At 69.4% G+C, this 13,942-nt stretch carries 10 protein-coding genes and 1 tRNA gene; 6 read left to right on the forward strand and 5 right to left on the reverse strand.

Going from position 1 to position 13,942, the window contains the following annotated elements; translation table 11 throughout:
• Nucleotides 1-110: 110 nt before the first annotated feature.
• The 4 genes from KNN16_RS03505 to KNN16_RS03520 all read left to right on the forward strand — a co-directional run bounded on the left by KNN16_RS03505 (nucleotide 111) and on the right by KNN16_RS03520 (nucleotide 3,996).
• On the forward strand, nucleotides 111-731 hold the full coding sequence (locus KNN16_RS03505; protein WP_303898864.1) for a hypothetical protein: 621 nt from the start codon (nucleotides 111-113) through the stop codon (nucleotides 729-731).
• Between the two features lie 66 nt (nucleotides 732-797).
• On the forward strand, nucleotides 798-1,703 hold the full coding sequence (locus KNN16_RS03510; RefSeq protein ID WP_303898867.1) for a regulatory iron-sulfur-containing complex subunit RicT: 906 nt from the start codon (nucleotides 798-800) through the stop codon (nucleotides 1,701-1,703).
• 47 nt (nucleotides 1,704-1,750) lie between these two features.
• Nucleotides 1,751-3,124: an FAD-binding oxidoreductase gene (locus tag KNN16_RS03515; protein WP_303898869.1), complete on the forward strand. Its 1,374-nt coding sequence runs from the start codon at nucleotides 1,751-1,753 to the stop codon at nucleotides 3,122-3,124.
• Between the two features lie 203 nt (nucleotides 3,125-3,327).
• A complete protein-coding gene (locus tag KNN16_RS03520; RefSeq protein WP_303900585.1) occupies nucleotides 3,328-3,996 on the forward strand; it encodes a sorbosone dehydrogenase family protein in 669 nt (222 codons plus the stop codon).
• 16 nt (nucleotides 3,997-4,012) lie between these two features.
• Here the strand turns inward: KNN16_RS03520 and KNN16_RS03525 are convergent, their stop codons facing one another.
• From KNN16_RS03525 to KNN16_RS03535, 3 genes are all read right to left on the reverse strand, one after another.
• Entirely contained in the window at nucleotides 4,013-6,199 is a 2,187-nt protein-coding gene (locus KNN16_RS03525; protein ID WP_303898871.1) for a hypothetical protein, read from the reverse strand.
• Between the two features lie 3 nt (nucleotides 6,200-6,202).
• Nucleotides 6,203-7,441 carry a S41 family peptidase gene (locus KNN16_RS03530; RefSeq protein WP_303898874.1) on the reverse strand — a complete coding sequence of 413 codons (1,239 nt, stop codon included), beginning with the start codon at nucleotides 7,439-7,441 and terminating at the stop codon, nucleotides 6,203-6,205.
• 126 nt (nucleotides 7,442-7,567) lie between these two features.
• Nucleotides 7,568-7,641: transfer RNA gene (locus tag KNN16_RS03535), tRNA-Val, on the reverse strand.
• Nucleotides 7,642-8,103: 462 nt separating this feature from the next.
• On the opposite strand from KNN16_RS03535, the gene KNN16_RS03540 reads away from it, so the two are divergent.
• The gene (locus tag KNN16_RS03540) at nucleotides 8,104-9,414 is read left to right on the forward strand and encodes an FAD-dependent oxidoreductase (RefSeq protein WP_303898877.1); all 1,311 of its coding nucleotides are present in this window, start codon (nucleotides 8,104-8,106) and stop codon (nucleotides 9,412-9,414) included.
• A 31-nt stretch (nucleotides 9,415-9,445) separates the two neighbouring features.
• Nucleotides 9,446-10,468, forward strand: a complete 1,023-nt coding sequence (locus KNN16_RS03545) for a 1-aminocyclopropane-1-carboxylate deaminase/D-cysteine desulfhydrase (RefSeq protein WP_303898880.1) — start codon at nucleotides 9,446-9,448, stop codon at nucleotides 10,466-10,468.
• A 3-nt stretch (nucleotides 10,469-10,471) separates the two neighbouring features.
• Here the strand turns inward: KNN16_RS03545 and KNN16_RS03550 are convergent, their stop codons facing one another.
• Nucleotides 10,472-11,380: a DMT family transporter gene (locus tag KNN16_RS03550; protein WP_303898883.1), complete on the reverse strand. Its 909-nt coding sequence runs from the start codon at nucleotides 11,378-11,380 to the stop codon at nucleotides 10,472-10,474.
• A gap of 23 nt (nucleotides 11,381-11,403) precedes the next feature.
• Nucleotides 11,404-13,896: a peptidoglycan recognition family protein gene (locus KNN16_RS03555; protein WP_303898885.1), complete on the reverse strand. Its 2,493-nt coding sequence runs from the start codon at nucleotides 13,894-13,896 to the stop codon at nucleotides 11,404-11,406.
• Nucleotides 13,897-13,942 lie beyond the last annotated feature (46 nt).

The raw sequence follows: 13,942 nt of genomic DNA on the forward strand, positions 1-13,942 counted from the left end.
CGGATCATTCCTATGTCGCGTCATTTGTTGCAGTTTCGAATTGCCAAAACTATGAGATCAGCCAGCTGGGGGAGGGGGAGGAGCTGACACCGAAGGAGCTGGCCCGGTTGATGATCCGCCTGCAGGAGATGGGCTGTCACAACATCAACTTCGTCACCCCGGAGCACGTGGTCCCGCAGATCGTGGAGGCGCTCCCCTATGCCATCGAGATGGGCTTGCGGGTCCCTCTGGTGTATAACACCAGCGCCTACGACAGCCTGGAGAGCCTGCGGGTGATGGAGGGGCTGGTGGACATCTACATGCCGGATTTCAAGCTATGGACCCCCGAGCGGAGCCGGAAGTATCTGCTGGCGGCGAACTATCCAGAGGTGGCCCGCCAGGCCATCGCCGAGATGCATCGCCAGGTGGGCGAGCTCCGGGTGGACGAGGACGGCCTGGCGGTGCGCGGCGTGCTGGTGCGCCATCTGGTGATGCCCGGCCTCCTGGACGAAACCCGGGAAATCATGCGCTGGCTGGCCGGGCTCTCCCGGGACACCTATGTCAACCTGATGGATCAGTATTACCCGGCCTGGAAGGCGAAGACGGACCCCCGCTACGCGGAGATCAACCGGCGGGTGTTCCGCCGGGAGATGGAGGAGGCCTTCCGGATCGCCCGGGAGGCCGGGCTGTGGCGTTTCGACGTCCGCTGGCGGATGGTGATCCCCGGCCTGGAATGGATCGCCGTCGAATAACCCGAAGCGAGGCGCATTCCGATCCGGAACGCAGATCTCAAAAGCACCCCTTTATGGAGCGGCGCGATGGCAGCGGAGATGATCCCAGACGGTGAAAGGGTGGTGGGCGTCCGGTTCCATCCGGTCGGCAAGATCTATCACTTTGACCCAGGGCCTTACGACCTGCAGGTGGGCGATTGGGTGATCGTGGAGACCCCCCGTGGCAAGCAGTTGGGCCGCGTGGTCTCCCTGGGGATGCCCCGCAGCGGACGGATTGAAGGCCCCCTGCGGCCGGTGGAGCGGCCGGCCACCAACCGGGACCTGGCCATCCGCAAATACTGGGAACGCAAGGAGATCGAGGCGCTGGTGGTGGCCCGTGACCACGCCCGCCAGCTGGGCCTTGCCATCAAGATCGTGAAGGTCGAGATCTCCTTCGACGGCAAGCACATCTCCTTCCTCTATCACACGGAGGAGAAGGTGGACCTGGAGCCCCTTCGGGAGCGGCTGGCGGCCATCTACCGGGGCCGCCAGGTGGAGCTCCGGTTGATCGGGCCCCGGGATGTGGCGAAGATCATCGGCGGGATGGGGGCGTGCGGCCTCGAGACCCGGTGCTGCGCCCTGTTCCTCACCGAGTTCAGCCCCATCTCCATCAAGATGGCCAAGGAGCAGGGCCTCTCCCTGAACCCGGAGGACATCACCGGGATGTGCGGGCGGCTCCGGTGTTGCCTGATCTACGAATACGAGCAATACGTCCGGGCGAAGCAGGAGCTGCCCAAGAAGGGCAAGGCGGTGATGACCCCTTACGGGGAAGGGGTGGTGGTGGAGGTGCTCCCCCTCAAAGAGGCGGCCCTGGTCCGCGTGGGCGATCAGATCCACGAGGTGCCGAAGGAGCAGCTCCAGCCCCTGGAGGAGCTGAAGGCCCTCCAGCAGAAGGCGGAGCAGCCTTGCTCCGGCGGCGAGAACTGCACCTGCGGCCGGCGGAACGGAGGGTAGGCACGCGCGGGCCGCGCTCCCAAGCCTCTCTCCATGGCGAGCGGACGATGGGGGTAGCCGATGTGGTGATCTGCGGGGCGGGGATCGCGGGGATCTCCGCCGCTTATCATCTGAGCCTTCGGAAGCCTTCCCTCCGGATCCTCCTGGTGGATTCAGGCCCCCCGCTGGGCCTCACCAGCGACAAGTCCACCGAGGCCTACCGCAACTGGTGGCCGGGGCCCGACGGGGCGATGGTCCGCCTGATGAACCGGAGCATTGATCTCCTGGAGGAGCTGGCCCGGGCGACGGGGAATGCCTTCCGCCTGAACCGGCGGGGCTACCTTTACGTGACCACGGATCCCTGCCGGGCGGAGGGGTTGCTGCGGGCGGCGGAGCAGACCGCCCGGGAAGGGGCGGGGCCGGTCCGTCGCCACACGGGCTCCCCGGGGGATCCACCGTATCTCCCCTCGCCCCCTGAAGGGTTCGAGGGCCTCCCGGATGGTGTGGACGCGTTTCTGGATCCTGGCCTCATCCGCCGTCGTTTTCCGTATCTCACCGAGCGGGCGGTGGCCGTGTTCCACGTCCGCCGGTGCGGCTGGTTAAGCGCCCACCGTCTGGGGATGTTGCTTTTGGAACAGGCCCGGGCGCGGGGCGTCGCCTTCCGATCCGCCCGTCTGGTCGGCGTGGAAGTTCGGGGCGGACGGGTGCAGGCGGTCCGCCTGAGCGTCCCGGGGGGTGAGGAGACGGTGGCCACAGGATGCTTGGTCAACGCGGCCGGCCCCTTCCTCCGGGAAGTGGCCCGGATGATGGACGTGGAGCTCCCTGTGTTCTGCGAGCTGCATCGGAAGGTGATGTTCCCGGATGTGGAGCGGGTGATCCCCCGGGACGCGCCGTTGATCATCGGGATGGATCCCCTTCCGCTGTCGTGGTCGGAGGAGGAGCGGGATCTGCTGGAGGAGATGGGGCGTTCGGAGCTGCTCGGGGTGTTGCCCGGGGGGGCCCATCTGCGCCCGGAGGGCGGCCCGGAGAGCCCCTACGTCCTGATGCTCTGGCCTTATGCGGCCCGGCCGGTCGAGCCGGTTTTCCCGCTTCCGGAAGATCCGCTGTTTCCCGAGGTGGTGCTGCGCGGGCTAGCGGAGCTGATCCCCGGGCTGCGGATCTATATCTCGCGCATGCCCCGCCCGGCCGTGGACGGCGGATACTATGTGCGGACGCCGGAGAACCGCCCGCTGATCGGCCCGCTGCCGGTGGCGGGGGCGTATGTCATCGGGGCCCTCTCCGGCTTCGGCATCATGGCCGCGATGGGGGCGGGGGAGCTGCTCGCCGCCCACATCCTGGGGGAGCCGCTCCCGGACTACGCGCCCGCCTTCACCCTTGATCGCTACGAGCGACCGGATTACCGGGCCCGCCTGCACGCATGGGGGGAAACATGGCAACTTTAGCACTCCTTGCAAGAGGACAGCCCAGCAGGAGCCCTGGGAGGGCGCTTCCCTTGGCGATCCCCCTCTTGGTTCTCCTGGTTCTTTCGGCGTGCCAGGTTCAGCCCTCCGGCCGAATCGGCTTGCCGTCTGAACAGCCCGTCCGCTTTCCCTTCCATCTGCTCCCTGATCTTCATATGCTCCCTCCAGGGGCGAGCGTGGCCCGTATGTTCTCCCTCTCCTCTGTGCCAACCGCGCTGGCCTTCGCGCCGGATGGTCGGATGTTCATCGCTGAGAAAGGCGGGTTCGGTGGGAACCAGGAAGCGCATGTGTGGACCTTTGATGGCGCATCCCTCCAGCGCTGGCTGACCCTGACAGTGAGCACGGAGGGGGAGCGTGGCTTGGTGGGACTGGCCCTGGATCCCCATTTTGAGCGGAATGGGTTCGTGTATCTGGTTTACACATCCGCTCGGCCCCAGCCGGAGTGGCGTCTGGTCCGGTATCGGGACGAATCGGGCCGTGGCGTGGATCCAACGGTTTTGATGCGCGTGGCTTTTGACCCCTCGTGCCCCTTTCACTTCTCGGGCCACGTGGAATTCGGGCCGGATGGGCGTCTTTACGTGACGATCGGGGATCTCTGCCTGGGGAACCCTGCCCAGTATCTCGAACATCCGGCCGGCAAGATGCATCGCCTGAATCCGGACGGAACGATCCCTCGCGACAACCCGTTTTACGATGGTGATGGTCCGAACTTGGACAGCGTGTTCGCGTTGGGGTTCCGGAACACCTTTGCCTTCACCTTCGATCCGTTCTCCGGGCAGATCTTGGGAGCAGAGAACGGGCCCCAGTGCAACGATGAGCGGAATCTATCGATCCTTCTCCCGCTCCCCCGTTAGGCGGGGATCGGGTATCTCACGGCCTTCCGTGGAAGGCGCTGAGGCACAGGAGGGCAAACGCCATCCCGGAGAGGGCCAGGCCCAGGCGCACGGAGAGCGGCTCGTAGCGAAGGATCACGACGTGGGCCCCCGCGGGCACGGGGACCGCCCGCAGGGTCGTATAGGCCCGCAGCACCGGGGCGGGCTGTCCATCCACCCACGCCCGCCAGCCGGGATACCAGACGTCCCCGATGATCAGGAACCCGGGCTTCTCCGTCCAGACTTCCAGCTGCAGCGCCTCGGGGGCCCAGGCTTGCACCGTCAGGCGCGGCGGCGTCGAGGGCGCAGACATCCCCGGCAGCGGCCACGGGCGGTCCAGGATCACCGTCCGCAGAGGGTCGAAGGCGGCGTCCCGCAGGGCGCGTAACGCGGTTTCCTCATCGAAGGCCACTGCCTCATACACCAGATGGAAGCGGGAGAAGGGGGCCTCCAGGCAGCGCAGCTCGACGGCTTTTTCCCCGAGCGTGAGGGATCGAACGGGGCGGGAGGGGAAGGGAAGGGGCGGCTCATCGGTGCGCTGGAGGTAGCATCCCACGCCCATCAGCGCCCAGACCCGCTCCCCCGGCGCTTCCTGGCGGAACCGCAGGAAGGGACGCAGGGCCAGCGTGACGGAGCCATGAAGGTCCTCCACGCCGACCCGGGCGGTCCAGTTCCCGGTGGCCAGCCCCCGGGTGTCGACCCGGTAGGGAGACCCGCTCGCCGGGAGCATATCCGGGGTGATGGGGGGCGCGTTGACCGCCTCCGGATCCTGCCAGACCCGATGGCCCGCCTCCGCGGTCCGCCAGGCGACGGAGCCTACATCCAGGGCCAGCAGGGCGACGAGAGCCCAGCGGGTGCGGGGCCAGCCGCGCAGGAGGAGGAGCGCGCCCGCGGCCATCGCCCACGGCCACCCGGCCTGGGCGAGCAGCCGATGGAGGCGAGGCCACTGCGAGATGTCCTGCGCCTGGATGAGCAGAAGGGCCCCCAGGAGCAGCAACCCGGTGCCCCCTACGATCCATCTTAGTGCGCGCCGGAGGGATTCAGTGGGCGGACGGGGCCAGCCTTCCACCGCCAGGGCGACGAGGCACCAGGCGAGGATCAGGGCCGCCCGCTCCTGGTTGCGGAAGAGCTCCAGGACCGGCAGGAGACGGACGAGGGCCGGATACAGGGCGGCTTCTCCTCCCAGCGCCCACAGCCCGCCGATGCCCGCCAGCCCTCCCCACAGGACCGGCAAAGGCCGTCCCTCCGAGATCCCCGCGGCGAGGCCGATGAGGGCCAGAAGCAGCGTAGGGATCCCCACATAAAGGGGAGACCACAGGGTCAGATGCGGCCAGAGCACACCGGCCAGCTCCCACAGCTCGAACCCGCCCGCCCGCTGGAGGAAGGTCCACTCCGGCCGCTCCGTCCAGGGGATGAGCTCCAGCGTGGCGAGGAGCGGCGCCGCCGTGAGCCCGGTGCCCAGCAGGATCACCCGAGCCAGCTCCCGCGCTCCCCGGGCGCGCCCGGCCTGCCGGGCCCACAGCTGAGCCCCCGCGAAGGAGAGCGCGATCAGATAGACGTAGAGCGTGGTCTGCGTGTGCCCTCCGAGGAACGTCATCGCCCAGGCGAGGATCGCCAGGGCGCGCCAGCGGCCGGGATGGGGAGCTCCCTCCAGCAGCCCGGCCAGCCCCCACAGGAGCCAGGGCAGCCACGCCAGGCTGGCGACGATGGGGGGATCCTGAAGGGGGTAGCCGGTGAGATACCCGCTCAGCCCCCAGGCGAAAGCGCCGAAGGCCGCGGCCGCGCGATCGCGGGCGGTGCGGCGGAAGAACCCGTAGGCCCCCCATGCGGTCAGGATCAGATGCGCGATCGTCTCCGCGGCGTAAGCTCGGGCGCTCAGGGGATGTCCCTGGCTGAGGAAGGCGACCGCCCAGCGGACCGGATAGAAGGCCTGGGCCTGGATGTCCGCGGCGAAGGGATGGCCGCCCAGGGTGTAGGGATCCCAGAGGGGCAGCTGCCCCTCCTGAAGGCGTCGGTGGGCGTAGGCCGCGAACGGGTAGTGGTGCTCGGTGAAGTCCCCCGGCCGGAAGGCGGCCTGCGCCCTCGGGTCTCCGGACCAGAAGGGCCAGTAGAGGAGAGCGATCCATCCGGCCAGGGCGAGGAGGACCCCACTGTCCGCCAGCCCAAAGGCGCGTCGGCCGCTCATGGGTCAACGCCCCTGAAGCAGGACCTCCACCGCGCGCTGCAGCTGGGGATCGGCCCCGCCGGCCTCCGCCCCGGGCTCCACCTTTACCTCCACATCGGGGTTCAACCCTTCCCCGTGGATCGCCCGGTTCTTCGGGGTGAACCAGCGGGCGATGGTCACCCGGAGCTCCGAGCCGTCGGATAGGGTGTGGGAGAGCTGGACCGATCCCTTCCCGAAGGTGCGCTCGCCGATCAGGAGGGCGCGTCCGCGGTCCTGCAGGGCGCCGGCGACGATCTCCGAGGCGCTGGCGCTGCCGGCGTTCACCAGCACGACCATGGGGATCTTCTCGCCCGGATCGCCGTTCTTCGAACGGAAAACCCGCTCCTCGCCGTCCTTCGTCCGTTCGTAGGCCACGATCCCTTCATCCAGGAAGAGATCCGCCACCTGGATCGCCTGGTCCAGGAACCCGCCGGGGTTGTCGCGCAGGTCGAGGATCAGGCCGCGGGGGTTCTGAGCCAGCAGGGAGCGGAGCTGATCCCGGAGCTGTCGGGTCGCCTGAGCGCTGAAGTCGAAGAGGCGAAGGTAAGCGATGCCCTCGGGCAGCATGCGGGCTTCCACCACCGGGATGGTGATGCGGGCCCGGGTCACGGTCACCCGGATGGGATCGCGCTGGCCGGGCCGTTCGATGGTGAGGGTCACCGAGGTGCCTGCCGGGCCCCGGATCAGGGTGACGGCCTCGTAGATGCTGTAGCCGACGATGGACTGCCCGTTGACCTCGATCACCAGATCCCCCGCGCGGAGGCCCGCCTTCTGGGCCGGGGAGCCCTCGAAGACGCGCACGATCTCCAGTTTGTTGTCCCGGTTCATGCGCACCATGGCCCCGATCCCCTCGAACTGCCCGGAGGCGTCCTCCTCCAGGATGCGGGCGATCTTCGGCTCGATGAAAGACGTGTAGGGATCCCCCAGGGTCTGCAGGGCCCCCCGGATGGCGCCGTAGGCGACGGTCTGGGGGGAGGGGATCTCCCCGTAGTATTCCTCCTGGATCAGCTTCCACGCCTCCCAGAACACGCCGAAGGCTTCCTGGAGGTCCTGCGGAGGAGCGGCCGGCGCAGCGGTCGTTGGGGTTGTGGGGAGGGCGTGGGGGACGCGGGCGGTCATCCCCCAGGCGACGCCGAACCCGGTCAGGAACGCGGCGCCGACGAGGCCGGTCGCCAGCACGGCGAAGAGGAGGAGGTTTCCCAGCCGTTTGCCCAGATCGCTCACGTTCAGCCTCCTGAGCGCAACCCGATGGATCCCTTGAGGATTTTAGGGCCGCATCCGGCGGGGCTCCAAAACCGCCGGGGCCCCCGCCTGAACAAAAAACGCCGCAGCCCAGCGGCTGCGGCGGGATGGGCGAGGAGGGACTCGAACCCCCGACCTCACGGATGTGAGCCGTGCGCTCTGACCACCTGAGCTACTCGCCCGTCATCGAAAATTATAGCAACGTCCGTCCGAACCGGCAAGCCCCGCGCCGGACCGGGTGTGTCCCAAGATCGTAGGACAACTGCTCGCAGTTGTCCTACAAGGCGGCCAGGCCCGACAAAATCGGGACACACCCGCCGGACCGCTTCCCGGTCCGGGGCTTGCCCGCTCTCCGGTCGGGACGGAGCTCGGATCCGTCAGGGAAAGGATCCCCGGCTGCGGAGGCACCCTCGCTGATATACTGAGGATGAAGGCGGTTGCGGTTATCCGGGAGGCGATCGGTTACGGGGACGCCAGGGGAGCGCAGCGGAAGCCATCGGTCGCGGCGGAGGATGTTCCTGCAATGCAGATGCCGAAATGAATTTCGGCTTACGTGGGGGCTTTCGCCCCGAACCTCGGTCTTCGATGGCGCGAGGGGCGCGGCGGAAGCCGCTCTGACAGGGATCTTCGGGAGGGGGTCCGGGATGGGGATGCTTCGGTGGGAGGCGGAGGTGGTGGTGGTGGGCACGGGGCCGGGCGGGGCGACGGTGGCCCGGGAGCTGGCCCGAGCGGGCCGGCGGGTGCTGTTGCTGGAGCGCGGCGGCCCGGAGCGGGGTCGCCCGCTGTATGGCACGCATCTGGGCGCCCTCCGCTACACCGAGCGGGGCGGCCTCTTCTTCACCCCGGAGGGGATCCAGGTGGTGGCCCCCCGTATGGTAGGCGGGGCCACCGGCATGTTCGCCGGCTGCGCCGCGCCGCCGCCGGATTGGCTGCGGACGAAATATGGGATCGATCTCCGGCAGGAGGTTGCGGAGACCATCGAGGAGCTGGGGATCGCCCCGCTGCCCCCGGAGCACCGCGGCGCGGCCTCGACCCGCCTGGCGGAGGCGGCCCGCGCCCTCGGCTACGCCGTCTACCCTCAGCCCAAATTCATCCGCCCCGAGCGCGCCCCGCGCTTCCGGTGCGGCGCCCACTGCCTCCTCGGATGCCGCTGCGGGGCGAAATGGAGCGCCGCGGAGTTCGTGGAGGAGGCGGTTCGGGCAGGCGCGCTCCTCCTCCCCTACGCGTTCGTGGAGCGCGTCCTCCTCGAGGGAGGCCGCGCGGTGGGGGTGGCGGGTCGCATCCGGGGGCAGCCCTTCATCGCGCAGGCGGATCAGGTGGTGCTGGCCGCCGGGGGCCTGGGCACCCCCCGCATCCTGCAGGCCTCCGGTTTCCGTGGGATCGGGGAGGGGCTGGCGATGGATCTCACCGTGATCGTCTACGGCCGATCCCGGACGGATGGGAACGCTTCGGATCCCCCGATGACCTGGTCCTGGGAGGATCCGGGGCTGGAGGTCATGTTCAGCACGCTGATGGATCCCTGGCTGCTGTATCCGCTGGTGGCGGGGATGAGCGGCCTGCGCCATGTGGCGACCTGGCCGCGCTGGCGGCAGATGCTCGGGGTGATGATCAAGCTCCGGGATGCGCTCTCCGGCCGCCTCCACCCGGATGGATCCCTCTCGAAGCCGCTGACCCCGACGGATCGGGACCGGTTGCAGGAAGCCGTGGGCATCGCCCGACGCATCCTGGCCGAGGCCGGCGCGGATCCCGCCTCGATCTTCGTCTCCCCGATGCGGGGGACCCATCCGAGCGCCACCGTGCGCATCGGGGAGTGGGTGGACGCGGACCTGCGGACGGAAGTGCGGGGGCTTTACGTCTGCGACGCCAGCGTGTTCCCGGAGGCGCTGGGACGGCCGACGGTGCTCACCCTCATCGCCCTGGGCAAGCGCCTGGCCCGGTCCCTGGTTGAAGCGTAGGAGCGATGCGCTCGGAGAGGGGAGCCGCGCGATGGATGCGGAGGAGCTGGCGCGTCGTCTGGAGGCGATCCCTCGAGTGCCGCTCTTCGCCGCGCCCACCCCGCTGGAGCCTCTCCCTCGCCTGAGCGCGGCGCTGGGCCGGCCGGTTTACCTCAAACGGGAGGACGCCATCGGGCCGGCGCTGGGGGGCAACAAGGCCCGTCCCCTGGAGTATCTGCTGGCCGACGCCCTCCGCCGGGGCCATCGCCGCGTGGTCACCTACGGCGGCCTGCAGTCCAACCACGCCCGGATCACGGCTGCCGCCGCCCGGCGCCTGGGGCTGGAGCCCCATCTCTTTTACTTCGCTCCCCGTCCTTCGCGCTGGAGCGGCAACCTGCTGTTGAACGAGTTGCTCGGCGCCCATATGCACTTCTTCCCTTTCGGCCAGGGGGGAGGCCCCCGTTCCATCGCGTGGACGGACTTTCTGGTTCGGATCCTGGCCCGGGTGTGGGTGGGTCGTCACTACTTCATCCCCGTGGGTGGACGCTCGGTCCTGGGCGGGCTGGGCTACGTGCGGGCCGCTCTGGAGCTCCACCGGCAGGCCCAGGAGCAGGGGTTGGGACCCGCGTGGGTGGTGACGGCTGTGGGAACCTGGGGGACGCTGGCCGGATTGTGGGCGGGGTTGACCATGCTTCGCTCTCCGCTGCGCCCCCTGGGCATCGACATCGGGGGGTTGTGGAAGGACCTCCCGGCCGCCATCGCCCGCCTCGCCGGGCGGATCTGCGCCCGCCTGGGCGAGCCCCACCGGTTCCCGACGAGCGAGGCGCCTCTGATTGAGCGGACCTACGCGGGATCGGGTTACGGCCTGCCCTCCCCGGAGGGAAACCGGGCGTTGCGGGAGCTGGCGGGTCTGGAGGGGATCCTGCTGGATCCGGTTTACACGGCGAAGGCCTTCGCCGGGATGCTGGATTTGCTCCGAAAGGGAGCCCTGGGGGAGCGCGAGCCGATCATCTTTCTGCACACAGGTGGGATCCCCGCGCTGTTCGCTTTCGAGGCCGGCGACCTCGCCGCGTGAAGGTCAATCCGCGGGAGGCAGCAAGGGCATCCGCCAGCGCGGGATCGGGGCGCGGGGGCTCTCCCGGGCGATCAGCATCACGCTGGCGATCATCAGCAATGCGCCGAGCCACTGAACCGGCGTCAGGTGTTCCCCCAGGAACCCAACGGCCAGCCCCACGGTGACCAGGATCTCCAGCACCGTGAGCAGGGCGGTCTGGACCCCTCCCAGGCGCTTGACGCCGAGGAACATCGTCAGCCGCGAGAGCATCAGCACCCCCGCCATGGCGGCGATGGGGCCCAGGGCGGCCGTCGGGACGGAGGCGTGGGCGTTGCCCATCACCCAGCCGGCGACCGGAGTGAAGGCGGCCGTGGCCGTCAGGGCGTAGAGGGTGAGGGTCTGGGCCGGCATCTCGTAGAGCACCCGCTGGCTGAGCACCACGTGGAGGGCGTAGAGCCCGCTGGAAAGCAGCACCAGGATCACCCCTAGGAGATCCGGCATCCCCTGGAAGCGGCCCAGCAGCAGCCCCACCCCCAGCCCGGCCATCAAGATCCGCAGACGGGTCCATCCCGGAACAGGCTCCCCGTTCAGGTGGGTGATCACCGCGACCAGGACGGGATACATGGAGTAGATCAGATGGGCGACCGCGGCGTCCAGCCGGTAGAGGCCCATATAGTAGAAGATCGAGCCCAGGGCATTGGTGAAGCCCACGGCGAGGCATCCGAGCAGGCCCACCGGATAGATGTAAAGATAGCGGCGCCAGCGGGGATGGATCAGATAGAGGGCCCACAGGGCCAGGGCGGCGATCCCGCTGCGCAGGATGACCACCATCGCCGGATCCGCGCCCTCCCGATAGGCCAGCTTGGCCAGGATCGGCGCCCCGCCCAGCATAATCGCCGAGGCCAGCGCCGCCAGGATCCCTTCCCACGCCATCGTCGCTCTGTCCTCTGAGGAGATCAGACAGCCAGGCCGTGCCGCCGCCGGATCGCCTGAATCTGCGCCCACAGCAGCCCCCGCCACGCGATCCCCGTCCGCCATCCACCCGGGCACGGAGTCCCGTCCAGCTCCTCGTGGCCCTTCACCGCCTCGATCCCCAGCCCGAGGTGCTCCAGGAGGAAGGCGATCAGCTCCGCCGTGGCGGTGAGCTGACCCTCCTTCGGGGGTTGCCTCCGGAAGTCCCCAATCAGCCCGATGCTCACGGAGCGCGTCGGATCGGCCCCTGCATGGGAAACCGCTGCCGTCAGGGGATGGATCCGGTAAAGGGTTCCATCTCCGGCCACCAGGAAATGATACGTCGGCCCGGGCAGCCCGAGCCGCTCCACCTGGAACGCAACGATCTGCTCCGCCGGGACGGCCGGATCGGTCCCGGTGTGATGGAGGACCAGCTCCCGGATCCCCCAGAGCGGGCGGGGCGGGAAGGGAGAGCGGGAGGGGAGGTCGCGCCAGCCGGGCTCCGGCAGCCCGGGGATCGGCAACCCGGTTTCTTTCAGGATCTGCTGCGTTGCCTCCCGAACGGCCGCGCCGGAAAGGGGGACAGCGCCGGCGGAGGGGAAGAGCTCATCGATCGTCCGGATCTGAGCAGGTCCCAGCCGGAAGCGGATCCCCAGCCACGCGCACAGCCGGGCGGCCCGGTCCAGCTGCACGGGGGCGAGCGGCTGGCCCTCCCGCCATCCGGCGATGGCGATGCCCACGCTGATGCGTCCGCAGCCGCCGGCGTGATCCGTCATCGCCTCCAGCGGGAGGGTCCAGAAAACCCTTCCGTCCGCCGTGAGGTAAAAATGATAGGGAAAGCCCGGGCGTCCCTGACGCTCGATCAGGAAGTCCGCCAGGGTCTGCGGGGGCAGATCCCCGGGGATCTCCAGAGGATGCAGGATCAGATACCGGACCCCCTCCAGGGGGCGGCGGGGCCATGGGGAAGGCTTCCGGCGGGGCAGCAGGGGTTCGATCCACTCCAGGGAGAGGTTCAGGCGCTGGAGGTCCGCATCGGTCCAGGGGTGGGGGGCTGTCAGGACGCGGCCGGGATCCCCTTCCAGGGCGACGTCCAGGGCGTGCACCCAGCCGGCGCCTCCCTCCCATCGGACTCTCCACCATCGGCGGTCGGAGGTTGTCAGCTCGGCGACGCCCCGGCTCCCCGCCGGGAGCTCGGCGAGGGCGGGGGCGGTGGGGGAGGGCGCGAGGCGGAGCGCCGTGGCCCGGCGCAGGGTCAGCCGGACCGGGCCGTCGCGCCGCACCGGGATCTCCTGGGGATCGCCCTGGAGCGTGAGGGCTTCCCGGGGCGCCCAGCCCCACCGCCCCTGATCCGGCAGGAGCAGGGCGACCCAGCGGCCGTCCTCCGTCCGCTCGACGGCGAAGGCGGCCTGCCCGGTCGGGAGCGCCCGCCCGATGGGTTCTCCTTCCGGCCGATCGCGAAGCGGCGTCTCCATCCGGAGGGTGATGCGTGGGTATCGCTGGAGCCCCACATCCCATCGAAGGCGGGCCGTGAGCGCGCGGTCCAGATCGCGCAGCAATCCCGCCTTGCCCTCCATGAACCAGGGATCCACGCGTTGCCAGCGGTAGAGGGCCATGCAGCGGATCGGAGGATGGGCCGGATCCGCGTTCCAGCGGTGGATCTCCGCGTAGGCTTCGGAGATCCAGCCGGTGTCGGCGTCGGGCCAGGGGATGGGCCGGCCGCCCTGATCCCCCATAGAGGCCTCGGTAATGAAAAGGGGGAGATGGCGCAGGTGAGGCGGGATCGCCTCGATGAAGTCCTGATAGGCGCGGAAGCCCCATCGTCGGGCCTCATAGGGCGGCGGGCAGCGGAGGTCCCCGGTGAGGGCCTGAGGGTCCGCGCTCTGGCCGGCGATGTGAAGGGCGATCCCGTCCAGGTCCTCCCCCAGGGCGGTGATCAAATCGTGGAAGTAGACGATCCAGTCCCCGGTGGGGTTGCCGGGGTAACGGAGGATGGCCGTGAAGGGGGCCACGGCGGCCGGGATCACCCAGTCCTCCTCGTGCCCGGGCTGGTTGCGGATTTGCTCCCGACAGCGCTGGAAGCAACGGGCGTAGCGCTCCGGGGTGATCCATTCCGCGGCCTCGCAGACGGCGCCGCGGGGGTCGAGGCGAGCGCCGGGCTGTTGCTGGGGGTGGTTGGGCTCGTTCCCGATGATCCAGATATGCGCCCCCGGCGAGGCGGCGACGAAGCGGGCGCAGCGCCGGGCGAAGGCTTCGTAGCGGTCGGAGGAGGGGAGGGTGCCGTTCGGATAGCGGCCGTGGTTGAGGACCACGATCACCCCGAAGCCCGCGTCCGCCCATTCCTGATAGATGGATCCGCGGCCGCTAAGATCCTCGGGGTCGGCCCCGATGGTCTCCTCGAAGATCACCCAGCCGGTCACGCCCGCGGCGCGGAACCGCTCCCGCCATGGGCCCGGGTCGTGGATGCCGTAAAGATAGACTGGCAGGCTCCGCCCCACCATCGCAGCCTCCATGCCGGGTTTACATCCGCCCGAGCCTTTCGGCAAG

Origin of the sequence: Thermoflexus hugenholtzii (genome assembly GCF_018771565.1) — a bacterium.
Lineage (GTDB): Bacteria > Chloroflexota > Anaerolineae > Thermoflexales > Thermoflexaceae > Thermoflexus > Thermoflexus hugenholtzii_A.